Here is a 23,200-nt window from a genome sequence, read left to right as displayed (position 1 = left end):
TCAATATGCCCGGAACGGGGGTCAGTATTGTCCGGAATATCCATCCCTTCAAAGAGTACTTTTACCTGGATGCCAGCTTTGGGTATAGCTTTAACCTATCAGGTACCGAAATCCGCACCTTGGGCAATGCCAATTACAATGCTGCAAGCGGAGGATTAATCTATTTCCTGCAAGTCGGGGCCAGGTTTAAGTTTTGTAAAAACTGAAGATTAATAACTTAACTGAAGAGAAATCAGGATGAAAAGCGGTTGATTTTATAAGGAGAAGTTTCAAGCATAATTGAAACTTTTCGTCTATTGGTAAATCCTTCAAATATAACTGGAACAAATTGATTCAGTCCAAGCTGTAAAAATCCCTGAAAGGCTTTAATCATTAAAATACTGCATTAAACAAAATGTAGAAATAAAACATGAGGTTTCTTTTATACCTTAACAACCTGAAAAAACACCAGCTTTTAAAGACTAATGATTAGCAATGCTTGATTTGAAAGAAATATTTTTGAAAAAAGGGTTTACAAACGAACAAGCAGAAATCCTGAAAGAAGCTTTTTTGAATACACGGCAGTATGAAGAAGGCGATAATTTTCAGCAAGAAGGGCAGGTCTGTCAGCATATAGCCCTGATCGTAAAGGGGCAGTTTCGGTATTTTTACCATACCGAAGAGGGTGAAGTGACCCGTTGGATATCCCTTGAAGGTGATTTTATGACTTCTTTATCAAGCTTTATTCAACAGAAGCCCGCAGTAGAAAATATCCAAGCTACCAAAGACTGCACCTTGGCTTTGCTCTCCAAAACCAGCTGGACCAAACTATATGCTGAATATGAGTTTATCCGTGAATTTTGGCTCAGGACGATTTCTTACAACTACATTGGAATGGAGGAGCGGGTCTTCCACCAAATCGCCCTCAGTGCAGAGCAACGCTACCAATGGATGCTGGAAAACTACCCCCGCTTTAACCAAGAAGTGCCTGATAAGTACATTGCTTCTATGCTGGGCATCACACCACGGCATCTGAGCCGGATCAGGGCTAAAAGAATTTAAACCATATAAGACATATAAGATCATAGAAGAAAAGGTGCAAAACTTATATGTTCTTATATCCCTTATATGGTTCCTCAACGAAATGGACAAATGTCATTTCCGCCCTCCTCAATAGCCATTTCCTTTGTATCAAACAAAATACAAAAGGAACATGAAAAATTTAATCACTCTCGCAATCGCTTTCAGTCTGGTACAATTTAGCTGGGCGCAGGAAAGCAAGAAAGTCAGAACATCTGAATGGAGCTTGGTATTTGGTGTAAACCAACCGCTCTTTACCAATGGTTTCAATTTTGAAATTGACTACTGGGCCGACAAATGGATGGTGGATTATTCGCACGGTATTGGTCTGGAATTTACCGGTGACTTTGTAACTGCCGAGGCACAAAATCAGCAACTGGCTTTCAACATCACCCACTCTGTTGGTTTTGGTTTTGGCTATCGCATTACCAAAGGTTTGAATCTCCGCCTCGAACCCAAATGGCATGTATGGGAAGTACATTATGCTGACGCCTTCAAAAGCAGTGAGGGACTGGTCGACACCTACACCACCTATACGCTTGGCCTCGGGCTATACTATCGCTGGACGCCCTTTGAGAAGCAAAACAATGCCCTCAGAGGCCTGACCATCGCACCCAATGCCCGTTGGTGGCCAAATATCGCCACTACTCTGGACAACAATGAATTGGCTTACTTCAATAGCCGCACGGGACAAAATGAAGTGCACCAAGCCAACAACATTGGCATGGGCAACACACCCTTCTTTGTTAATGTGAGCATTGGGTATACATTTGGTATGAAGTAATTTAATTTAAATCATATAAGCTGACTGCGGTAGGCAGTGAAATATAAGAGCGTATAAGAAAAATCAAAAACTTATATGTTCTTATATTCTTTATATGGTTCCACATTTTTATTGAATCCTATAAGAAAATCTTAAAATTCACTCATTTACTTTAACTTTAAGATGATAAAAATTTATTTATGCCTTCATTAGACCATTACATCCAAGAATATTTCGGTGTCCTAAAGCAGGAGGAATTAAAGTCAGTGACGGAAAGATTTCATGAGGGAAAACTTCAAAAAGGGGAGTACTTTTTAAAGCAAGGCCAGGAATCAAATAAAATGAGCTTTATCAAAACAGGCTTGATACGCATCTTCACCCATGATGATGGCAAAGAAATCACCCAAGGGATTTCCAGTCCAGGTTATTTTGTGACAGAGATCAGTAGTTTTATGTTTGGGGGTAGCTCCCGTTGGAATATGCAGGCATTGACCGAGGTAGAGCTATTTACCATCAGCAAAACGGATTGTCAAAATATCGTAAAAATAGTTCCTCAATGGCATGAGTTGGAGAAGCTGTTTATTGTCAAATGCTTTGCTATCTTGGAAAACCGCATTTACAATCATCTCTCCAAATCAGCTTTTATTATTCTATTTTATATGAAGTTTACAAAAAAAAGTTTGTATTCTGGTTCTCCTGTTTCTTTGCTTTTTGGGTACACTGTTGCCGTTGACAAGTGGTTTTCCTGAAGAAACAGGCTATCGGGTATTTTTTATCAGTTCACTGGTCATTGGTTATTCGATACTACTATCCAAAATCAAATTCTACCGTTCTAGACACTAGCAGCATATCGATACTATTAGCATGCGGATTTGGAGGCATGCAAAGGAAGCCATCAACGAATTTTCCCCCGAAAATTCAGTAAATTGAATTGTGTACAAAGAGGGATTCGGCTTTTCCAAAAAGGAGAAAGCAGGACTTCCAACTCGGGTGAATCTGTTGCATTTTTTGCAAAAAATAATTGGGCAATGCCCATTGTTTTCATGGAGTGAATTCGATAGATTTAGAAGAATTTGACGGATATCTCCATGTGTTTCTTTCATAGGTTCTCTTGTTTTCTTTACGTTTGTTTTGTTTGTTTTTCATGCAGCACCCGACCGTTGGTTCGGGAGATTAATACTGTAGATAGGTTTGCGGATTTAAATCCGGGAAACCGGTATCTAAAAGTCCACAAAAAGGATGGGACCTTATATGTACTGGAGAATTGGCACGGGGATACCGAAGGAAACATAGTTGGGTCAGGTGTATTGATGGGGGTAAATAGAAAGGTGGTTGAGCGTCGGTCGTTTCCGGAGGACGCACTGAGGCCCTTTGTAATCAATCCTGAGGAGGTAGCGTTGCTTGAAACCAACGACAAAGGCAATTCACTGATGCCGGCATTGGCAATTGTCACCGGGGTTACAGCCTTGGTAACGATTATTTGTATTACCAACCCGAAGGCTTGTTTTGGATCCTGCCCTACGTTTTATGCTTATACTGGGGATTCCCTGCGCATGGTAGCAGAGGCCTTTTCCACAAGTGTGCTTCCTTCGCTGGAAAAGCGTGATATTGATATGCTGTATAGTGCCAAATATACGCCGGATTTTTCCCTAAAACTTACCAACGAAGCGTTGGAGACCCATTCAATCAACTACGCCAATCTCTTGGTTTTTCCAAAGAACAATCATGAGCGAGTTTTTGCGGATCCGGATGGGAGATTTTTTCGGACAAAGGATATACGGACACCTTCGAACTGCTTTTCAGAAGCGGGTGATTGCCGGTCGCAGGTGTTCGCTGTGGATGGCGTGGAGTATTTTTCGCCCAGTGATGCCAAGGGGCTGGATTCTAAAGAGGAAATCCGGTTGACCTTTGCGGCAGGTAAAGGAAATAAGCATGGGCTAATTATTGGCAAGCGCCAGACGATGATGACCACCTATCTGCTTTACCAAGGACTCGCTTACATGGGAAAAGGAGCAGGTTATCTATTGGCGCATCAGGAAAGGAGAGAGAACGAGTTGAGTCCAGCGGTTTTTGATCGGTTGGGAAAGATAAAAGTTTATGCCGAATCCCCTTCCGGTGATTGGGTTTTTATTGATGAAATAGGTGAAACCGGACCGATTGCCGTTGACCTGAACATTATCGAAATCCCCGAATCCTTTTTGCAGCAGGAACAGGTTAACCTGAAATTGATCCTGAACAAAGGGCTTTGGCGTCTGGATTATGCCGCCTTTGCAAACGTAGAAGAAGAGGTTTTTCCTGAAGTGGTGGCACCTCATCAGGTCATTTCGACCAGAACGAAGGAGCCGGATCCTTTGGGAAGGTTGCAGACAGATGGAGAATACCTGGTGACATTGCCGGGGGATGAACTTTGGCTTCACTATCGTATTCCCCATGAGCATGCCGAGCTATTCTTGGATGCAAAGGGGTATTATTTGGAATGGATGCGGGCGGACTGGATGAAAGAGCAGAATTTCCGCCGTTTGGCACAGATGGTGAATTCACCGGAGCGTTATTTGAAGCGGGTAGCCAAGGCTTACAAGGAAGCCGAGCCTACTATGGAGGAAACCTTTTGGAAAAGCAGGTATGTGGAAAACTAGCTGGTTGCCGGGGTCAATGTTTTTGGTTTGCTTCTTGATGATGGCCTGCACGGCTGTTCAAGCCCCCAAGAGCAAAGTGCCAAGACTAAAGGACATAGAACAAGATGGGCGTGGGGGCTGGATTATCATGCACTTGGCAGAAGAAAGCCTGGAGGTGACGGGGGAACTTCTATCGGTTTCTGATGATGAGATTGTCCTATTGACAGGTGGTGGCCTATTTCGCTACGAGCAACATACGATTGATCGTGCTAGGGTAGTGATCTACAACACCGAGACCGCCAAATTTGGTTTATGGACTGCCCTTTCGTCTCTCGCAACGGTAACCAACGGGTATTTTTTATTGATCACCGCACCCCTCAATCTTATTACCGGAGCGGTAGTAACCGGAACGGAGTCCAAACGGGACAATTATGTGGATTTTCCCGAAGATGGTTGGCCTGTCTTTCGGAAATTTGCCCGGTTTCCACAGGGAATGCCAGAAGAGCTGCAAGCCCGAGACCTCAAGTGAAAAATAAATCCAGATAGCCCCAACCCTGATTGCTGTTTTGCAGTTTAAATGTGCAACTTTGCAACTATGTATAAAGAAGCACCTTTGGATATCAAAACCCAATTGCGTAACCATGCATTGGCGCAACTCACGGATACCCTTAATGATATTTTGAAACAATTGGGTGAACTGAGGGAAGCCTCCGATGGGGAGGAAAAAAACCCTGCGGGCGACAAATACGAGTCCGGTAGGGAGTCCATTCACCAAAGCCAGACACTATTGGACAAGCAGTACGCCAGCCTTACCCAGATGCAGCGCCAGCTAAAAGAAGTACCAGTGCAACCGGTTGCCACTGTGCAGGACGGAGCTTTGCTCAAATTGCCCATAGGCAATATATGGGTTTCGGTGCCAGTGGGCAAAGTCGAATTTGGTGGCGATGTTTACCAGTTGGTCTCCAAAGATTCTCCTTTGGTGGAAGCACTTTGGGGGATGAAAGCAGGAGACAGCGTTGATTTCCGGGGCCGTAAGGTGACCTTGCAGGAAGTCAAATAAACGATTCCCTCTTTCCCGTCCTATGCCCGTCTCCGTTTTATCAGGCGGAAAATCAGTCCTTTTCAGCAGCTAGGTACGTTACTTCTTGATGGTAACCTCATCGATCAAAAAGACACCCAATGCTTCTTTGTCGTCGGCACCTGGTAGGGGCGGTTCCGGATCCTCGTTGGGTGTTTTTCGGTTGGGAAGATCCCTGTACGGTCCTGTTCGGAAAGAAAGCCGCTCGACAGACTTAACACCCTCGGCCAATTGAGCGTTTTCTACCACCATCTCACCGTCTATTTCCAGGCTGTAGCTGCCAAAGAAGCCTGCATTTACGCTAATTCGAACGTCATTCCATTTTCCTTTTTGGTAGTTTTTCAGGGTCTTCTCGGAGGACCCGTCCACAGCGGTCCATTTACCCGCTTCACTCATGCCTATTCTCACCGGTCGGTTGCCAAATTGATCTACCACGTCTATCTCCAGCATGCCCTGGTTTTCTACCGGGGCGAACACCTGAAACCGAATTTCGGCGGTGGTGCTTTCTTCGAAGATGCGTATGGCTCTTGCATAGTCATAGGGGTCTTCATCCCTCAGTTCCAGGGAAAGGCCGTTTTTTAAAGGGCTTTGGACCAAATTTACCGGTGCCCACAGGGGTGCATAGATGTTCCATTCCGGTACAGCACCTCCTAGGACATGCTGGTCAAAATTGTCCGAAACACTGCCCTCCACGGTATGCCGGATCGGCACCGGTACCCGGCTTACCCACATGTCCTCTTTATTCATGGAGTAGGTCAGCCACATGTCGTCACCGGGAGGGTTTCCGTTGCCCGGCACGATGCCCCGCACGTAGCAGGGGCCAAAATCCTTCCATCTGCCAAAATAGCGCCTGGGAGGTACCTCTCCCTGCACAAGCACCATGTCATCAAAGACGATCCCGTCGTCTGATGAAATGGTGATAAGTGGATACCTGTATTCATCCAGATCGATTGGATTATAGACCATTGCGTAGCGGCTATCGGCTGTTTTTTGTCCCCATACCTTACCGCCTGCCATGGTAAGGGTCGGTACTTTTATCGATTTGGAAAATGTTTTTCCCCCGTCAAAGGAAAGAGCGGTATGCGACCGCTTCCAGAGCCCAACGATATTTCCGTCTTTTCGCTCAAAAAAGGAAAACGCCGATCCACCGTACTCGTCTCCATCGTAGAAACCATCCAGCCCCCTGTCTTCATCCCGCCATTGCAGGGTGATCAGGCGGTCATTTAGCAGTGCCTCGCATGCTTCTATAAAGCCCTTGTCCGTAGAACGGGTATAAAACGGATAGCTGGTATTGCTTTCGTTCCACGGGGTATGGGTGCTGTAGCGGATGAAATAGATGGGGCCTAAGCTCCCGTCTTTGTGTATTTCCCGGACCACCCTTCCTATGCCCCCTTCCAGAAAGGGGTCTTCGGCATGGGCGTAAAATGCCAATGTTAGAAGTCTGCCATTAGGCGCAACGTAAAAACCCATTCGTTGATGCATCATGTAGCCTTCATACCCATCGGGTACTTCCACACCGTCCGGTGCTTTGTAGGGAGGGAAAATCACCTTTGGCTTATTCCAGTTCCTGCCGTCGGGAGAACTGACCAGTAGGGTTTGTCCCGGAGCGATGTGTTCATCCACAGGGTTGCTGAGGTACTGCTGGAAAAATGTGCCATTCCAATACGCCAAACTGGAGGCGTGGTTGTAGGTCCAGCCATAGTCATCTGCCAACTCGGGTTTTGTACGGTTTACCCGTAGCGTCTGCCTGCTTTCCACACCCACTGCATACCGTAACCTGCCTTCGTGCACGGCAGGATCGATGGTGACACCACCGACGTACCGTACGGGTTCGTGGATGCTTCCCGTCTGCGAAAAGACCAAGAGTGGCGTTCCAAAAATGAGAGCGAACAGCACGGTTTTTAGGATAGCGTGGAAGGAGTTGGTCATGGTATGGTAGGTTACAGCTTAATGAAGATGTTTCGTTTGAACAGCAGGTAGGCGGGGATGAAGTTGATGCTTACATAGAAGATAGCGTACAGCATACTGGCCAGATTAATGGACAGGCCTATTCCCGTCGCGGCCAGTAGGAATTGGTTGTTCAGGCCACCCAGAATTTGGTCGTTGTAAAAAATAAGGGAAAGCACATCTGCCAACACATATACGGTGATGGCGTTGGCACCAAAAATAATTCCCACGGACGTACCGCGTTTTTTGCCTAGTATATCAACTAGAAAGTAGGTGGCTCCTAGGACGATGAAGGCCGCTCCGCCTGTCACCAGGGTAAAGGGACTGGTCCAAAGGTGTTTGTTGATGGGGAATACCTGCGCCCAAAGCAGACCAAGCAAGACAATGGGCACTCCGATAGCCATGAGGTAGTTCGCTTTTTCCTGAGGAGTTTTGGAGCTTAGCAATAAGTGACCAGCGAGCATTCCGAGAATTCCCGTCACGAGGGCCGGTAGGGTACTGAAGAAGCCCTCCGGATCCCAGGTCCCCTCCCACATTTTGCCGGGTAGGATATAGGTATCCATCCAAGCAGCGAGGTTTATGCCAGGCTCCAACATGGCTTTATCAAATCCAGGTGTGGGTATCAGCGTCATGGCCAGCCAATAGAAAACCAGGATTCCTGCTCCCAGATAGGCCTGGGTTTTCCAACCCGTATTTAGAAACAATAATGCACAGGCTAGGAACACGACGGCAATCCGTTGCAGTACGCCCGCAACCCGTATGTCTGAAAAATCGAAGTATGGGATTAGGTTTAAAAATAATCCCACCACGAAGATCTTGATGGCTCGGATGACAATTTTGCGATACAGATCTCCCTTGGGAGCGCCTGAGCGCACCCGCTTTGTGTAGGCAAACGCTATGGAGACTCCGACAATAAAGAGGAAAAAGGGAAAAATAAAATCAGTCACGGTGATGCCATTCCACGAAGCATGAAGCAAGGGGCCATACACGTGATCCCAGGTGCCTGGGTAGTTGACCAAAATCATTGCCGCTATGGTGAATCCCCTCATGGCATCGAGGGAAATCAGGCGGGCATGTGGTGTTGTCATAGGATAATTTCTTGAGTTTGGGTAGTCGTTTTAATACTAGGTATCGTATTATTAAGGCTATTTAAACATACCGATTTATGCATAAATTTCACAGCCTTTTCCTTTTATTACTAGTCTTGGTTATTTCGTACGCTTGCGGGGGAAACCCATCCTGGGAGGAGGATTTGCAGGATATTCGGATCGAATGGGAGCTGGTGAGCAATTTTTTGGATGAAAGTGGGCAATTTGAGGCGAAATTCGTCTTTCACAACGAAGGTACGCGGGATTTGGGGAGTACCGGATGGAAGCTGTTCTTTAATATGTCCCCCCGCATGATACTACCTTACGCCGATGAGGGTATAGCCAAAATCACCCATATCAATGGAGACTGGTACGAGATCAGCCCGGGGCGGGAGTTTACACTTCCTGCGGGAGGTAGTGTCTCGTTTACCTACCGGGGCGTGGAAGGAGTGATCAAGGAGTCAGATGCTCCCATGGGGTTGTATTTTGTGTTTTATGACAAAGACGGCGACGAAACGGAAGTCCTTCTCTTTGATAATTTGACTGTTGTTAGTTTTGAGCGTACGGAACAGTTGCTACGGGGAGATATGGATAGAGAGCTGCCATCCTCTCCCGAGCGTAGGTATGCGGAGAACGAATCCCTTTCCGTGGTGGATGAGGGATTGTTGCATCCGATTGTTCCGACTCCGTTTCTTCTTTCAAAACGGAACGGTGTATTTTCCTTATCGACGGAAACGCCCATTTTTTTTGATGCCGGGCTGGAGTCCGAGGCAAAATATCTAAGGAGTAAGTTGGCCGAGTTGACTGGGGTCACATTGGAAATTCGGCATGGGAATGGTTCAGGCGGTCATATTCAAATTGGACTTGGCAATATTTCCGTCGACGGTCGAAGGGAGGAGGCCTATGAGTTGGACATTTCAGCCGGGCAGGTGAAGATTGTTGGTTCAGACCCAGCGGGAGCTTTTTACGGCATACAGAGTTTATTGGCATGGTTGGGTCCGGAAGTGTTTTTGGGTGCAAAGCTGCCCCTCGACGTGGGCTTGGTGCATATAGAGGACGCCCCCAGGTTTCATTTTAGAAGCCTTCACATGGATGTGAGCCGAAATTTTCAGACCAAAGAGACCGTTATGCGGATGTTGGATCTGATGGCGCACTATAAGCTGAATCATTTTCTCTTTTACACTACCGAGGACGAGGGATGGCGATTGGAGATCGATGGGCTACCTGAGTTGACGGAGGTAGGTGCCCAACGGCAACACGTGTCCAGCAAGGACGATCCCGCCCTACATCCTGCGTACGGTTCAGGACCATTTGCCTACTCGGAAGGCAAGCATGGCAGTGGATATTATTCAAAGGCGGATTTTATAGAAATCCTGAAGTATGCCAAAGAAAGGCATATCACCATCATTCCCGAATTGAATTTTCCCGGGCATGCGAGGGCGGCTATCAAATCCATGGAGGCGAGGTATCACAAGTACATGGCACAAGGGGATGAGGCAGCTGCCAATGAGTATCGGTTGATTGACCCAGAGGATCGTTCGGTATACCTATCCGCACAAGCCTTTAAAGATAATACGGTGTCGGTAGCCCGTGAGTCCACCTATCGTTTTTACGAAAAGGTGATGGATGAAATTGCCCGCATGTACGATCAGGCCGGCCTTAAACTGACCAAGATCCATGCAGGCGGGGATGAGGTGCCCGAAGGTGCTTGGACGCAGTCGCCGCTGGCAGCCGAATTGCTCAACCAGCTTCCGGATATTGACGATCCGAAAAACCTTCAGGGGTACTTCTTTAGGGAGTTGCTAAAGCGCCTGGAGAAATTGGATGTGGAGGTACACGTATGGGAGGAAATGGCACTGAAGAAAATGCCCGATGGCAACTATGTCCCCAATCCGGAGTTTGTAGGCAAGCGGGTGATACCTTATATATGGAACAATATGTTTGACTATCCCGACATGGGCTATCAGCTGGCGAATGCAGGCTATGAGGTGGTTTTGTGCAACGTGTCGAATTTCTATTTTGACCTGGCCTATTCCAACGATCCCAAAGAACCCGGACTTTATTGGGCCGGATTTGTAAATACCAGAAATGCGTGGACCTTTGCCCCCTTCGATTGGTTCAAAACGACCATGCAGACCTCGTTTGGAGAAAAACTGGACATGGAGAAAGCCTCACAAGGTATGGTCAAAATTAAATCCGAAGCACGGAAGAATATTATTGGCGTGGAAGCCCAGCTGTGGAGTGAGACCATCAAGGGGAGGGATATGATAGAGTATTATACGGTGCCTAAGATTATAGGCTATGCAGAGAGTGCCTGGGCGAAAGAACGGACTTGGGAAACCATAGAGACGGTCGGCGTCCGAAATGCGTCGATTGCTTCCGGATGGAACGTTTTTGCCAATACCATTGCCCGGAGGGAGTACCCCAAGTTGGCGGCATGGAACAAGGGCTATAATTATCGGATCGCCCCTCCAGGTGCAAAGCTTGAAAACGGGATGTTGTTTGCCAATGTGGAATTTCCCGGTCTTGACATCCGCTACACTACAAACGGGACAGATCCCACGGTGGATTCGCCTAGGTACGATGGGCCGATAGCCTTAGCCAATGAGGTTAGGCTGAAAGCCTTTGATAAATCAGGCAAGTCGAGTCCGTTGGTAATAATGGTTGCCGATGAAGTGTCATTGAATCCACCCAAGTAGCAAGTGAAAAACAAAAAACCGAAGCATCCCGATCTTCGGTTTTTTTTATGGGATACATAAATACTTTTTATTTGGTTTTGGGATACCTGCAATCGGTTGCTCAGAATATCTTTGGTTTATTTCAAAAAATATTTCGGAATTCATTTGAAATATGAATTTTTTTAACGTGAAACCTTAAAATGGTTGGCTTTTAGCTGTTAACAAAAAAACAACACAAACGTTTATTTTTGTTTTTTGTCAAAAATAGGTGGCTTTTATTAACAATAATGTAAAGATGTGTTTATTTTTTGCACGTATATTTAAGAAATCATGAAGTTTTCGGATCAATATTTTGTAAGCTATTCATTTTCAATACATAGTATTTGGTACTGTTTCGCGAAATGAAGATTAATATTCGTGATTTGCGCAGATTCTTTTTGCGGAAAATGGGATATTCATGCAATAATTAAGCAAAAAACCTTTTGAGGGGAAGGCTGATGAGATCTTGTAAGTGGGTATTCGAGTAAATATTTAGCGTATGGAACAACCTGACAAAGCATTATTGGAGGATTTTCGAATGGGCAGCAATTCTGCGTTCGAAAAGATATATCAATACTACCGGATCCCTGTGATACGGTTTAGTATCTCCATTATTAAGGATGAACAGGAGGCGGAAAATATCTACCACGAGGTATTTATGAAGATCCTCAAGCGGAGAAAGAACATTAATCCGGAACTGAATTTCAACTCCTACATATTTACGGCGGTCAAAAACGAGATTTTTGATTACCTAAAAGCGTTGAACCGAAACAATTGCCTAAAGGAGCGATTCTGGGAGCGATTGCAGCAGGAACAGCACGAATGTGAACAGACGAAGGAGGATAACCTGACCAAACTCGAAGGCATCATCAAGAACCTGTCTCCAAAGCGAAGACAAATATTGGAGATGAATTATTTCGAAAAGAAGTCCTATAATGAGATTGCCGATATTCTGATGATCTCGAAAAATACCGTCAAGAATCAATTGGTGAAGGCAAAATTTATCCTTCGTAAGGAAATGGAGTAAAGGTGGCGTCACTCACTTTTTTTGAATGAGCTATATTTCTACACTAAACCGGCTAGTCCGGTTTTTTTTGTTTTTGGTAGGATGAGCAGGTTCGGATGGCATACTGATCTATGCGGTAAGATTGTATTGGTAAAATAAAATAAAGTAGAAGCCTTTGGGGCTGTGCTGCAATATCTTTGATAGGATAAATGAAAAGTCCAAATAAAATCATTTTCCTATGAAAAAATCTGTACACTTTCCAAAGTTTTTGGAGAAATGCATACTGCTGATAGGCTGGGTTTTGCTCCTCCAGGTGGGGTATGCTCAGACAGGAAGCATTGTCCGAGGTACCGTCACCGATGGTGGAGGGGAGTCAGTTCCCGGCGTGAATGTTTTGGTAAAAGGCACCTCGGTTGGTACGATCACGGACATTGACGGAAGCTATTCGATCAATGTACCCCAAGGGGGAGGCACGTTGGTTTTTTCGTTTATTGGTTATCGTACTGTAGAGGAAGCCATCGGTGGTCGCAGCCTAATAAATGTTCGCCTGGAGTCCGTTCTATCGGAAATGGAGGAAGTGGTGGTAATCGGGTTTGGTGAGCAGTCAAGAGAGGTGTTGACGACGGCAATCACGAAAGTTGACAGCAAGGTATTGGAATCGGTTCCCTTTGCAAATGCCGCTTCTGCACTGCAGGGAACCGTGTCCGGAGTGCGGGTGCAAAGTGTTTCAGGGCAGCCTGGAGCGGCTCCTAGGGTGATCGTAAGAGGAGGTACGTCCATTAACAATCCAAATGGCGCTGCGCCGCTTTTTATCATTGATGGGGTTATCCGACCGGATATGAACGATATATCGGCAGATGACATAGAAAACATGCAGGTGCTAAAGGATGCTGCCGCTACTTCTATCTATGGAGCAAGGGCATCTAATGGTGTGGTGATTATTACTACTAAATCAGGTAAGGCCGGTGTGACACGTGTAAACTATAGGTACGATCTGACTTTCTCTGAGCCGGGCAAGCTGTATGAAATGGCCAATGCAAGGCAGTACTTGACGGCATTTCGCCTCGGGCATATTCGTCCGGATAAATTTCCTGATGAGACAGTCCGATTGACACTTCCGAATGGTTTTGGTACAGGAAATGATTTGACCAATAATACGGCATTTACCACTCAGTACCTCACTCTGGAAAATCAACATAAGCTAAATGAAGGTTGGGAAAGTATGCCAGATCCGGTGGATCCTAGTCGAACGCTTATTTTTCAGGATAATGATATCCAATCCTTAATATACCAAACGGGAGTCTCTCAAAATCATCATGTGACTGTGCAGGGTGGAACTGAGAAGGCAACGTTTAATGCGGGCCTTGGTTACATGAGTAATGAAGGAACGGTTATCACGACCCAATACGATCGATTGACGTTTAATCTCAATGGCGATATAAAAGTCAAAGATAACCTGAGTGTATATGGAAGGGTATTGTATACGTACAATACTACCAACACAACCGGTCAGTCGACCGCGGTAACGTTCTATAGATCAGCGGCATTAGCGCCTACCACAAAAATATTTTTTGAGGATGGTACGCTTGCGCCGGGAACTTCTTCCAGCATTGGTAATCCGATGTATTTCCTTAACAATCGGGTGGCAGAGAGTACCGGAGAGAAATCCACCTACACCGTAGGCGCAAAATGGGATATTCTACCAGGTCTATCCTTTGACCCTCAAATCTCAATGTACAATATCAATAACAATTCCTACAGTTTCCAGCCGGGTTTTTTAAATGGACCGTTAAATTTCGTAGATACCCGAGTGGCCAATGCGTCGAACTATCAATGGCGTCAGCGGCAGGCAGATCTGATATTGTCGTACGGTAAAACCTTTGGGCAATCCCATAACCTGGATGCCAAGTTGGGCTTTGCCTATTTTGACCGAAATATAAATTCCATGAGTGCGTCTGGAAGGGGAGCATCTACAGATTTGATACCCACTCTCAATGCTTCCAGTGAGCCTACCTCGGTAAACAGCTCCATTACGGATCAAGTTATTTTAGGATATTTTGGAAGGGTAAATTATGATTTTGATCAGAAGTACCTGTTTTCACTTAACATGCGCTATGATGGCGCGTCCAATTTAGGGGCAGCAAATAAATGGGGTTTTTTTCCGGGAATTTCAGCCGGTTGGAACCTTCACAGAGAGGAGTTTTGGCAAAATGTTTTTCCGGAAAACCTGCTTCGGATGAAGGTGCGTGCCAGTTACGGCGAAAACGGAAACATTGGGGGATTGGGTGATTTTGCTGCACAGGGGGCATATGGTGTAGGAGCTAGGTATGCGGGATTACCTGCGATACAGAATACGATTATTCCCAACCCGGATTTACAGTGGGAGCAATCTAGGACCGTAAACTTGGGAACGGATTTTAGCCTCTTCGACAATAGGCTTAGTTTCATTGTAGATGTTTACCGTAGAGTGACCGATAATCTCATTACCAGTTTGCCATTACCCCAATCCACGGGCTTTGCGAGCGTACAGACCAACCTGGGAAGCTTGGAGAATCGTGGATTTGAACTCGAGGTTTCTGCACAGGTCTTGCCCAGAAACTCTCTTGTTCAATGGACTCTGGGGTTCAACACTTCGAAAGTAAGGAATAAAATTCTTCGTCTTCCTCCCAATGGAGTAGAGCGAAATCGTGTTGGAGGGGTATTGGTATGGGACGCTGCTGTACAGGACTATGTATGGAAAGGAGGGCTCCAAGAGGGCGGCCAGTTGGGTGAGATGTATAGTAGAAAGCAAATTGGCATCTACCCGACTGACGAAGCCGCAGCTAACGCTCCGACGGATATGTGGATCGTTTCCTCAGATCGGACAAAATATGGAGGGGATACAGAATGGCTGGATTTAGATGGTAACGGGATCATAGACAGCCGTGATCAGGTGTACATGGGGCAGCAGTTTCCAGTTTGGACCGGTGGCATTTCCAATAGTATCTCGTTCAAAAACTTCAACTTATATGTGCGTATGGACTATACCACAGGCCATACTATTTTTAACTGGGCGAAAATGTTTGTGGACACCAACTTATTTGGAGATAACAACATGACCTTGGATAAATACGAGAATTCATGGAAGGAGCAGGGTGACATAGCGCAGTATTCGCGGTTTTATTGGGGAGGGGAAAGGGTTCAGCGAAACAATTTCAATGGAACCACCACTTCTGGAAACTCAGTATACTTTGAATCAGGGGATTTCCTTTGTGTACGGGAATTGACTTTAAGTTACTCCGTTCCTGCGTCCATTGTCAGCAAGCTCCGGTTGAATGGAATCCGGTTGAATTTCACGGGAAATAATCTTCACTATTTTACTGCTTATAAAGGGTTGAATCCCGAAGATGGTGGTGTAGATGACGGAAGGTATCCGATTCCCAAAAACTACAATTTTGGGGTAAATGTGACATTCTAATTTCTAACGAAACGAAGCCATGAAGACTATAAAAATATTAGCCATTTCAACTTTGCTTTGGGTTATATGCGCTTGTACCGAGACGCTGAACGTAGATCCCACAAGCGTCATAACAACGAATAATTTTTGGCGCACGGAAAACGATGCCAATGGTGCACTTATGGGCATGTACGTGGAGCTGCGAAATTTATCACAGGGACTACACCAGCTCGGAGAGCACCGTAGCGAGGTGATGACTCCGGGATTGTTTGGCGAAGGGGTTTTTATCCTCCACCGTAACGAAATGAATGCCGACACGCCCGGCCACCCTGACTGGAGTGGCTTTTACCGTGCGATCAACACCGCCAATCTGATTCTCAAAAACGCTCCCAATATTTCATTTGCGTCTGAAGCCAGAAAGAACAGTGTATTGGCACAGGCCTATGCAATGCGTGCCTACCTTTATTTTACGATGGCCAAGACCTGGGGTGATCTGATCATACGGACCGAACCAACCGAGGGCTTCGGAGCGAATGTAACCTTGAGGGAACGTGAACCGCAGAGTGCCGTATTTTCCCTTATAAAGCAGGATATAGATAGGGCACTTCAACTTTTTCCTGACAATCGCTTTTCCAATGGAAGAGCTGTATGGTCAAAAGCAGCCACCAATGCCCTAAAAGGCGATGTATATTTATGGACTGCGAAACGTTTTGGAGGAGGTAATGCCGACTTAAATACGGCACTGGCTGCATTGAACGAAGTAGATCAAGCAGATGTGGGCCTTTTAGATCACTTTGCGGACGTTTTCAAATTTGAAAATAAAGGTAACCGGGAAATTCTCATGGCTATTCGACACCAAGATTTGGAGCCAGGTAATTACCTCTGGTTCATGTGGATCATTGGTGCTGCGGCACCCAGTAATATCGATCAGCAAACCAGAGACAGGATTTTTCCTATTGGTGGTGGCCAGGGTTTAATGGTAATGCACGAAAGAGTGAGGAGTCAGTTTGCAGCAGATGACACAAGGAGGGATGCCACTTTTTTCAATATCGAAACAATAGACAACGAGGGTAAAAGAACCTATCTAACGAACATACAACAAAAGTTTCCTGGCACCATTATAGGGGGCAACCGGGTCTTTTTAAGCGATCCGATTTTGTACCGCTACGCTGATGTACTCCTGATGAAAGCAGAAGCGAAGAATGCGCTTGGGCAAGATCCATCCGTGGAAATCAACCTTGTCCGTCAACGAGCTTTTAGACATAACTTCGATGCGTATAGATTTGTCAGAGGAAGCCAAGAGCAAAACGATTCAGCTATACTCCGGGAGAGGTTGTTAGAGCTTGTCCTTGAAGGAAAGAGGTGGTGGGATTTAGTTAGATTTGACAAAGCGTTTGAGATGGTGCCGGCTCTACAAAATCGGATGGGGCAAAACCACCTACTGCTCTTTCCCATTGCCAATACCGTTCTTAGCCAAGAGCCATTGGTGAGCCAAAACCCTGGTTATTAATTAGATAATAGTATTGAAAAATCAATTATAGCGATGAACCTAAAGATAATGTTTTTAATGGCAGGGGCGGTTGGCATGGTGCTTTTGCAGGTGCCAGCCGTCGCTGCCACGCATCCCCCGGATTCGGTGGCTGTTGAAAGAGTGCCCCTAGAATTGCCATCAAAACGGGTACAGGTGCTAGAGCGATTTATTTCGGTGGATAATGTGTGCGCATGGCCCAATTTAACCGCGTTGGGGGATGGTACATACGTAGCCACAATCTTCAACCATCCCAGCCATGCCCGAATGGAAGGGCAAGTCGCGTGCTATGCTTCTTCCGATAATGGTAGGTTTTGGGAGTTGAGGGGGAAACCAACACCAAACGATCCACAGACCAACCGCATGAACGTAGCCGCAGGCACAAATACGTCAGGAAATTTGGTGGTAGTTGCCTCAGGGTGGTCATTGACACCGTCCGCTTCGCAGTCCGGTCAGATGGATCTGGTTGCGGTACTTCGTCCATGGGTATCGATTTCCAAAGATGGTGGCGAGACTTGGGATATCAATAAAACGGGATTCCCTACGGCACAGGAAGGGATGACTGAGTTTATACCTTTCGGCGATGTACTTTCAGGTAGTGATGGCTCGCTTAGGGTGCTGGCTTATGCCCAGTCTTTGGACAAGACCGTCAATAAGGTCTCTATGTTTAAAAGTACGGACGATGGAAAGTCTTGGCAATGGCTGTCATTTATCAGTGATGCGTCAGGTTCCACAGCTTTTGCCGGTGGGCATAATGAGACTGCGTTTTACCATACAGGAAATGGGCATTGGATCGCCGCTGCCCGCCGATGGAGGTCCGGTCAGGCCATGGACCTGTTCGAAAGCAATGACGACGGCAAAAGCTGGGAAATGATCGGCAACCTGACCGATGACAATCAACATCCCGGACACATGACCGCGCTAAAGGACGGCAGGCTTCTCTTAACCTATGGCAACCGAAAGGTAGGCGAAAAGGGGGTAGCTGTAAAAACCAGCCTAGATAATGGACAAACATGGAGTGACGAAATGATTGTCATTGACGACTTGGATTTTGGCCAGGATTGCGGTTATCCGGCAAGCGTTCAGCTGGATGATGGAAGTATTATGACGCTCTACTATTCCAGAGGCATTGAAACCCATCGGCGATACCATATGGGGACGGTGATCTGGAAACTTCCACTGGGGCAAATTCGATGAGGCCTTTGTCAGCCGATCAAATTCGGGGCGTATGGGCAACTCTGTTATTGCCGATTTCGGCAAATGGCGACATAGACTATTCTCTTTTTGAGGACCAACTCAACTATTTGGCCAGCTCGGGCGTAGATGGTGTCTACACCAACGGTACAGCCGGTGAGTTCTATAATCAGACCGAAAGCGAGTTTGACCGTATCAGCCATCTTACTGCCGAAACATGCGAGCGTCATTCCCTGCCGTTCCAGTTGGGATGCAGCCAAATGAGCCCGGTTATTTCCTTAGAGCGACTCCAAAGAGTAGTTTCATTGAAGCCCTCGGCTATTCAGGTAATACTGCCTGACTGGATGTCGCTGACATTTGCAGAGATGTGCAGTTATTTGGAGAAAATGGCCGCTGCGGCTGCCCCCATCGGGTTGGTGTTGTATAATCCACCCCATGCCAAACAAGTGCTGACTCCCAAGCAGTGGCAGGAGCTCCTTGCTACCGGGATACCGTTGGTTGGCAGCAAGGTGGCTGGGGGCGACACCCTATGGTATGAGGATATGCAACCGGTGCTGGAACGAATGTCGGTATTTGTGCCGGGGCATCGTTTGGCAACAGGCATCTTCCAGGGAGCTCATGGTTCCTATTCCAATGTTGCGTGTCTGAATCCCCGTGCTGCGGTAGACTGGTATCAATTGATGCAGAAAGATATACAGAAAGCCATTGCCATTGAAAAACGGGTGCAGGGTTTCTTTGAGGAGGCGATATTGCCATTTATCAACATTCACGGGTATTCTAACACCGCGGTGGATAAATTGCTGACTGCGGTGGGAGGCTGGGCTGCCATCGGTACTCGGGTTCGATGGCCGTACCATAGTATTCCCATAAATGAGATACCCAGAATTCGGGATCTTGGGGCAAAATGGATTCCTGAATTTATTACAACGGACAATTAACTAAGATACAATGTATTTAAAAACGAAAAGGCTAATGGTTCTTTTGGTGTTGATGGCTGGTATAGTCGAATCGGCCTGGAGCCAAGAGAATGCAACCAAAATCCATACTGTATGGGACAAGGCTCCCCACAATGCTTTCCCGGATTTGATCCGCTTTAAAAACCATTTTTATGCCGCCATCCGTGAGGGAAATAATCACATGCCCGACAAGAGTGGTCAAGTAAGGCTGTTGCGGTCAAAGGACGGTGAGGATTGGGAAGACGTAGGCCTACTGGACCTGGCGAATTATGATGTGCGGGAGGCTAGGCTTTCGGTCACTCCCGAAGGAAGGATTATGGTTTTGACCGCAGTAGGCGTTTATGACAAAGGGTATCAAGAGTTGTTCCCGATGGTTTCCTTCTCCGACAAATCGGGGTTGAACTTTTCCGATTTGACGCGAACTACCATGGATCTATCTTCTTCCTTGGATTGGATCTGGAGTTTGACCTGGCATAAAAATGTTGGGTATGGAGTTATCTATCAAATCAAAGAGGGAGGCTGGGAAACCCACTTACTGAAAACGGTGGATGGCAAGCACTTTGAATGGGTGTCACAAATCGATACCGGTGGAAACCCCAATGAAGCCACCATACGATTTGATAGGAAGGGGAAGATGTACGTGTTGGTACGGCGTGAAGCCGACGACCAAATGGGAATGATTGCCTCCGCAGAATTTCCTTACAAAGACTGGGAATTCAGCCGGTTGAACATTCGGCTGGGCGGTCCAAACTTTTTGTTTTTAAACAAAGACCAATTGGTGATAGGCTCCAGGTATCATCAGCCGGGAGGTCCAAAGACAGCTATTTTCACCTCGGATCTGGATGGAAATTTTCTATCACCTATGGTGTTGCCTAGTGGAGGTGATACCAGCTATCCCGGAATGATATTTCATAAGAGACATCTTTGGGTGATGTATTATTCCTCACATGAAGGAAAATCAAACATATACCTCACTCAAATTCCCATTAAGCAACTAAAACCCTAAACGCTATGAGATTATTCAGTATGTATAGTTCGGTAGTTATTTTCGCCTTTTTTTTGATCTCGATGGCGGAGGCAGAAGTATTGGTATATCCCCCCGACAGCATGCTTCAGGTGGCCGAAAAGGTTAAGGATATTGTGATTTATCACGATGAGCGGTATTATGCTGCCTTTCCTTCCATTGTTCGCAAGCCGGATGGGGAGTTTTTGCTTTCCTTTCGGCGTTCGCCCGACAGACGGAATTTCGGCTCCAAAGGCTATAGTCACACCGATCCAAACAGCTACTTGGTGCAAATGACCTCTAGGGATGGGATCAATTGGTCCGGAGAGCCCGAGCTGCTGTATGCCCATGATTTTGGAGGATCCCAAGATCCCTGTTTGCTACAGTTGTCCGACGGTACCCTGCTATGTACAAGCTATGGCTGGACACAGATCAGTGAAGCAGACCGCAAAAACCTTCCAACACCCCATGTAGTTGCAGGGGCCGGTTATGTTTTTTTGGGAGGATACGTAGTCAGGTCTTCGGATGGAGGCAAGTCTTGGAAAGGGCCCTTTTACCCGCCTCATATAAAGCCGGAGATCAATGTGACTCCCACAGGGGATCCGGTTCCCGCTTATAATCGGGGAGCCTTGTATGAAGGAAAAGATGGTCGGGTTTTTTGGGTAGTTGCTTCCCACGACCAGCAGTCTCCCAGCAAAACCTCCAATCATTTATTGATCTCGCAGGACAAGGGGCTCACTTGGCAGTATTCGGCTCCGGTGGCAGTGGACGATGAGGTGGTGTTTAACGAGGCCTCGGTCTATGAAACACCCAAGGGGGATGTGGTGGCCTTTATCCGCACCGGAAAATACGACGATCAGGCGGTGATTGCCCGATCCACCGATGGAGGCAAGAGTTTTGGCCCCTGGAAATCCATGGGGTTTAAAGGCCATCCCTTGCAGGCACTGCGCCTGCCCGACAATCGGGTGCTGCTTGTGTACGGTTATAGGCATCAGCCTTACGGGATCAGGGCCAGGATTTTGAATGCGGAATGCACCGATTTCGAAACCGCCCAGGAGATCGTTCTGCGCGAGGACGGAGGCAGTACCGACATAGGCTATCCTTGGGCAGTTGTATTGGACGAAAAGCATGCGTTGGTAACCTATTACTTTAACAAGGAAAATCAAACCAGGCATATTGCTGGCAGTATCATCCGATTCTGATAGCTGTCATCTTAGCGACATCAGCCCCGCGGTAATGGCAAATGGTGCTTTTTCCGTGGGGTTTTGTCGTATATTTAGGGATCATCCCGTCTTACCATTCCAATTATGATTAACCGGTTTTCGTTTTCATACTTTGTCCTAAGTTTCCTTACCGGAATTACCACCGTTTTAGCCCAAGCTCCCCTTACCATCGGATCGGATAGGGAGCTATTTGTGGATCGGAAGCTGATTGAATCCTTAGATGGTGCGCAGGTTATATTGCACGAGCCGGTGGACCAAGGCAAAGTTTTAGCCTTCGATGAGCCTTGGGAGGGAGCTTTCTCGGCTTACGTGACCATTCTGAAGGATGGAGATCTGTACCGGGCCTATTACCGGGGAGTGCCTACTGCCGGCAAAGACGGCAACGACTCGGAGGTCACCTGCTATGCGGAATCTCTCGATGGGGTTCGTTGGGAAAAACCGAACCTCGGAATTCACGAAATGGCCGGAAGTAGGGCTAATAATGTGATATTGGCCAATGCGGCTCCAGTGACCCACAACTTCAGCCCGTTTATTGATACCAATCCAGATGCGCCAAGACAGCAACGGTATAAGGCCTTGGGGGGTACTTCGTCCAGCGGATTGGTAGCCTTTGTGTCCGAGGACGGTATCCACTGGCAGCGCCTACAGGGAGATCCTGTTTTTACAGAAGGGGTATTTGACTCTCAGAATGTCGCCTTCTGGTCTGAATCCGAAAGGCAGTATGTTTGCTATTTTCGAACCTGGACCGGAGGTGGGTATAGCGGCTACCGATCAGTCAGCAGGACCACCTCCCCCGATTTCATCCACTGGAGTGAGCCTGAAGCGATGGTTTTTGGCGATACACCCTATGAACACCTCTATACCCAGCAGACCAGTCCGTACTTCCGGGCGCCGCACATATACCTGGCAATCGGTGCCCGGTTTATGCCAAACAGAAAGGTAATCGGAGACGAAGAGGCCAAACTACTGGGCGTGGATCCCAAGTATTACAACGACTGCTCTGATGTGGTGCTGATGAGCTCTCGTGGAAGCAATGCCTATGAGCGGCAGTTTATGGAATCGTTTATCCGACCTGGAATTGGATTGCAGAATTGGGTCTCACGATCCAATTATCCCGCATTGAATGTGGTTCAGACCGGTGCGGAGGAAATGTCCCTTTATGTGAACCAGGATTATGCCCAGCCCAGTGCCCACCTGCGTCGCTATTCCATGCGGTTGGATGGCTTTGCCTCCCTCTCTGCAGGGTATGCGGGGGGTGAAATGCTCACCAAACCCTTTGTTTTTTCAGGTGAAAAGTTGGAGGTCAATTATTCTACGTCGGCGGCAGGGGAGATACGGATAGAATTATTGGATGCAGAGGGAAATAGTTTGCCTGGTTTTTCCATGAAGGAGACTCAACCACTGATCGGAAACGAGATTTCCAGGCTGGTGTATTGGAATAAAAGTACGGATATTACACCGTTGGCAGGAAAACCAGTCAGAATGCGGGTATATTTAAAGGATGCAAATCTTTATTCCTTCCGTTTTCACTGATCCCCTCCTTTGGGAGTAGTCTTTTTCTGGTGTTATCGGTAAGCGATGTAATTT

18 protein-coding genes are annotated in these 23,200 nt (G+C 46.8%); 16 read left to right on the top strand and 2 right to left on the bottom strand.

Annotation, left to right across the window (positions count from 1 at the left end):
• The 7 genes from ADIS_RS23145 to ADIS_RS08065 all read left to right on the top strand — a co-directional run.
• Positions 1–206: hypothetical protein (locus ADIS_RS23145; protein ID WP_162141568.1), on the top strand; the 206-nt coding region annotated here is incomplete at its 5' end.
• Between the two features lie 277 nt (positions 207–483).
• Positions 484–1,041: a Crp/Fnr family transcriptional regulator gene (locus ADIS_RS08090; RefSeq protein ID WP_162141567.1), complete on the top strand. Its 558-nt coding sequence runs from the start codon at positions 484–486 to the stop codon at positions 1,039–1,041.
• Between the two features lie 151 nt (positions 1,042–1,192).
• Entirely contained in the window at positions 1,193–1,843 is a 651-nt protein-coding gene (locus tag ADIS_RS08085) for a hypothetical protein (RefSeq protein WP_035805174.1), read from the top strand.
• Between the two features lie 179 nt (positions 1,844–2,022).
• Positions 2,023–2,571 carry a Crp/Fnr family transcriptional regulator gene (locus tag ADIS_RS08080; RefSeq protein ID WP_010853930.1) on the top strand — a complete coding sequence of 183 codons (549 nt, stop codon included), beginning with the start codon at positions 2,023–2,025 and terminating at the stop codon, positions 2,569–2,571.
• A gap of 411 nt (positions 2,572–2,982) precedes the next feature.
• Positions 2,983–4,458, top strand: a complete 1,476-nt coding sequence (locus tag ADIS_RS08075; protein WP_010853928.1) for a hypothetical protein — start codon at positions 2,983–2,985, stop codon at positions 4,456–4,458.
• A complete protein-coding gene (locus tag ADIS_RS08070) occupies positions 4,445–4,966 on the top strand; it encodes a hypothetical protein (protein ID WP_155907257.1) in 522 nt (173 codons plus the stop codon). The genes ADIS_RS08075 and ADIS_RS08070 overlap by 14 nt, the downstream gene beginning before the upstream one ends.
• Positions 4,967–5,032: 66 nt before the next feature.
• Positions 5,033–5,497, top strand: coding sequence for a hypothetical protein (locus tag ADIS_RS08065; protein WP_010853926.1), 465 nt, complete (start codon positions 5,033–5,035; stop codon positions 5,495–5,497).
• Between the two features lie 78 nt (positions 5,498–5,575).
• Here ADIS_RS08065 and ADIS_RS08060 read toward each other — a convergent pair whose 3' ends face one another.
• Positions 5,576–7,444 carry a sialidase/neuraminidase family protein gene (locus ADIS_RS08060; protein WP_010853925.1) on the bottom strand — a complete coding sequence of 623 codons (1,869 nt, stop codon included), beginning with the start codon at positions 7,442–7,444 and terminating at the stop codon, positions 5,576–5,578.
• A gap of 11 nt (positions 7,445–7,455) precedes the next feature.
• Entirely contained in the window at positions 7,456–8,550 is a 1,095-nt protein-coding gene (locus ADIS_RS08055; protein WP_010853924.1) for an acyltransferase family protein, read from the bottom strand.
• A gap of 77 nt (positions 8,551–8,627) precedes the next feature.
• Between ADIS_RS08055 and ADIS_RS08050 the strand changes: the two genes are divergently transcribed.
• The 9 genes from ADIS_RS08050 to ADIS_RS08010 all read left to right on the top strand — a co-directional run bounded on the left by ADIS_RS08050 (position 8,628) and on the right by ADIS_RS08010 (position 23,146).
• Complete coding sequence (locus ADIS_RS08050) at positions 8,628–11,249, top strand: family 20 glycosylhydrolase (RefSeq protein ID WP_010853923.1); 2,622 nt, start codon at positions 8,628–8,630, stop codon at positions 11,247–11,249.
• A 517-nt stretch (positions 11,250–11,766) separates the two neighbouring features.
• Entirely contained in the window at positions 11,767–12,294 is a 528-nt protein-coding gene (locus ADIS_RS08045; protein ID WP_010853922.1) for an RNA polymerase sigma factor, read from the top strand.
• Between the two features lie 217 nt (positions 12,295–12,511).
• On the top strand, positions 12,512–15,730 hold the full coding sequence (locus ADIS_RS08040; protein ID WP_010853920.1) for a SusC/RagA family TonB-linked outer membrane protein: 3,219 nt from the start codon (positions 12,512–12,514) through the stop codon (positions 15,728–15,730).
• 19 nt (positions 15,731–15,749) lie between these two features.
• Positions 15,750–17,219 carry a RagB/SusD family nutrient uptake outer membrane protein gene (locus ADIS_RS08035; RefSeq protein ID WP_010853919.1) on the top strand — a complete coding sequence of 490 codons (1,470 nt, stop codon included), beginning with the start codon at positions 15,750–15,752 and terminating at the stop codon, positions 17,217–17,219.
• A 33-nt stretch (positions 17,220–17,252) separates the two neighbouring features.
• Positions 17,253–18,434 (top strand): sialidase family protein, encoded by a 1,182-nt coding sequence (locus ADIS_RS08030; RefSeq protein ID WP_010853918.1) that lies wholly within the window; start codon positions 17,253–17,255, stop codon positions 18,432–18,434.
• A complete protein-coding gene (locus tag ADIS_RS08025) occupies positions 18,431–19,369 on the top strand; it encodes a dihydrodipicolinate synthase family protein (protein ID WP_010853917.1) in 939 nt (312 codons plus the stop codon). Before ADIS_RS08030 ends, ADIS_RS08025 begins: the two co-directional genes overlap by 4 nt.
• Positions 19,370–19,379: 10 nt before the next feature.
• Complete coding sequence (locus tag ADIS_RS08020) at positions 19,380–20,393, top strand: hypothetical protein (protein WP_155907255.1); 1,014 nt, start codon at positions 19,380–19,382, stop codon at positions 20,391–20,393.
• A gap of 5 nt (positions 20,394–20,398) precedes the next feature.
• On the top strand, positions 20,399–21,592 hold the full coding sequence (locus tag ADIS_RS08015; protein ID WP_238325408.1) for a sialidase family protein: 1,194 nt from the start codon (positions 20,399–20,401) through the stop codon (positions 21,590–21,592).
• 105 nt (positions 21,593–21,697) lie between these two features.
• Positions 21,698–23,146: a hypothetical protein gene (locus tag ADIS_RS08010; RefSeq protein ID WP_010853914.1), complete on the top strand. Its 1,449-nt coding sequence runs from the start codon at positions 21,698–21,700 to the stop codon at positions 23,144–23,146.
• Positions 23,147–23,200: the final 54 nt, after the last annotated feature.

Origin of the sequence: Lunatimonas lonarensis (genome assembly GCF_000390185.1) — a bacterium.
GTDB classification, from domain to species: domain Bacteria; phylum Bacteroidota; class Bacteroidia; order Cytophagales; family Cyclobacteriaceae; genus Lunatimonas; species Lunatimonas lonarensis.
The sequence above is the reverse complement of the archived record's forward strand: the minus strand, read 5'-3'. Positions and strand labels throughout refer to the sequence as shown.

Excerpts from the sequence above, each read along its gene's own strand:
- ADIS_RS08085 (WP_035805174.1), top strand. The coding sequence starts at position 1,193 with ATGAAAAATTTAATCACTCTCGCAATCGCTTTCAGTCTGGTACAATTT.
- ADIS_RS08080 (WP_010853930.1), top strand. The coding sequence starts at position 2,023 with ATGCCTTCATTAGACCATTACATCCAAGAATATTTCGGTGTCCTAAAG.
- ADIS_RS08070 (WP_155907257.1), top strand. The coding sequence starts at position 4,445 with ATGTGGAAAACTAGCTGGTTGCCGGGGTCAATGTTTTTGGTTTGCTTC.
- ADIS_RS08065 (WP_010853926.1), top strand. The coding sequence starts at position 5,033 with ATGTATAAAGAAGCACCTTTGGATATCAAAACCCAATTGCGTAACCAT.
- ADIS_RS08060 (WP_010853925.1), bottom strand. The coding sequence starts at position 7,444 with ATGACCAACTCCTTCCACGCTATCCTAAAAACCGTGCTGTTCGCTCTC.
- ADIS_RS08055 (WP_010853924.1), bottom strand. The coding sequence starts at position 8,550 with ATGACAACACCACATGCCCGCCTGATTTCCCTCGATGCCATGAGGGGA.
- ADIS_RS08050 (WP_010853923.1), top strand. The coding sequence starts at position 8,628 with ATGCATAAATTTCACAGCCTTTTCCTTTTATTACTAGTCTTGGTTATT.
- ADIS_RS08045 (WP_010853922.1), top strand. The coding sequence starts at position 11,767 with ATGGAACAACCTGACAAAGCATTATTGGAGGATTTTCGAATGGGCAGC.
- ADIS_RS08040 (WP_010853920.1), top strand. The coding sequence starts at position 12,512 with ATGAAAAAATCTGTACACTTTCCAAAGTTTTTGGAGAAATGCATACTG.
- ADIS_RS08035 (WP_010853919.1), top strand. The coding sequence starts at position 15,750 with ATGAAGACTATAAAAATATTAGCCATTTCAACTTTGCTTTGGGTTATA.
- ADIS_RS08030 (WP_010853918.1), top strand. The coding sequence starts at position 17,253 with ATGAACCTAAAGATAATGTTTTTAATGGCAGGGGCGGTTGGCATGGTG.
- ADIS_RS08025 (WP_010853917.1), top strand. The coding sequence starts at position 18,431 with ATGAGGCCTTTGTCAGCCGATCAAATTCGGGGCGTATGGGCAACTCTG.
- ADIS_RS08020 (WP_155907255.1), top strand. The coding sequence starts at position 19,380 with ATGTATTTAAAAACGAAAAGGCTAATGGTTCTTTTGGTGTTGATGGCT.
- ADIS_RS08015 (WP_238325408.1), top strand. The coding sequence starts at position 20,399 with ATGAGATTATTCAGTATGTATAGTTCGGTAGTTATTTTCGCCTTTTTT.
- ADIS_RS08010 (WP_010853914.1), top strand. The coding sequence starts at position 21,698 with ATGATTAACCGGTTTTCGTTTTCATACTTTGTCCTAAGTTTCCTTACC.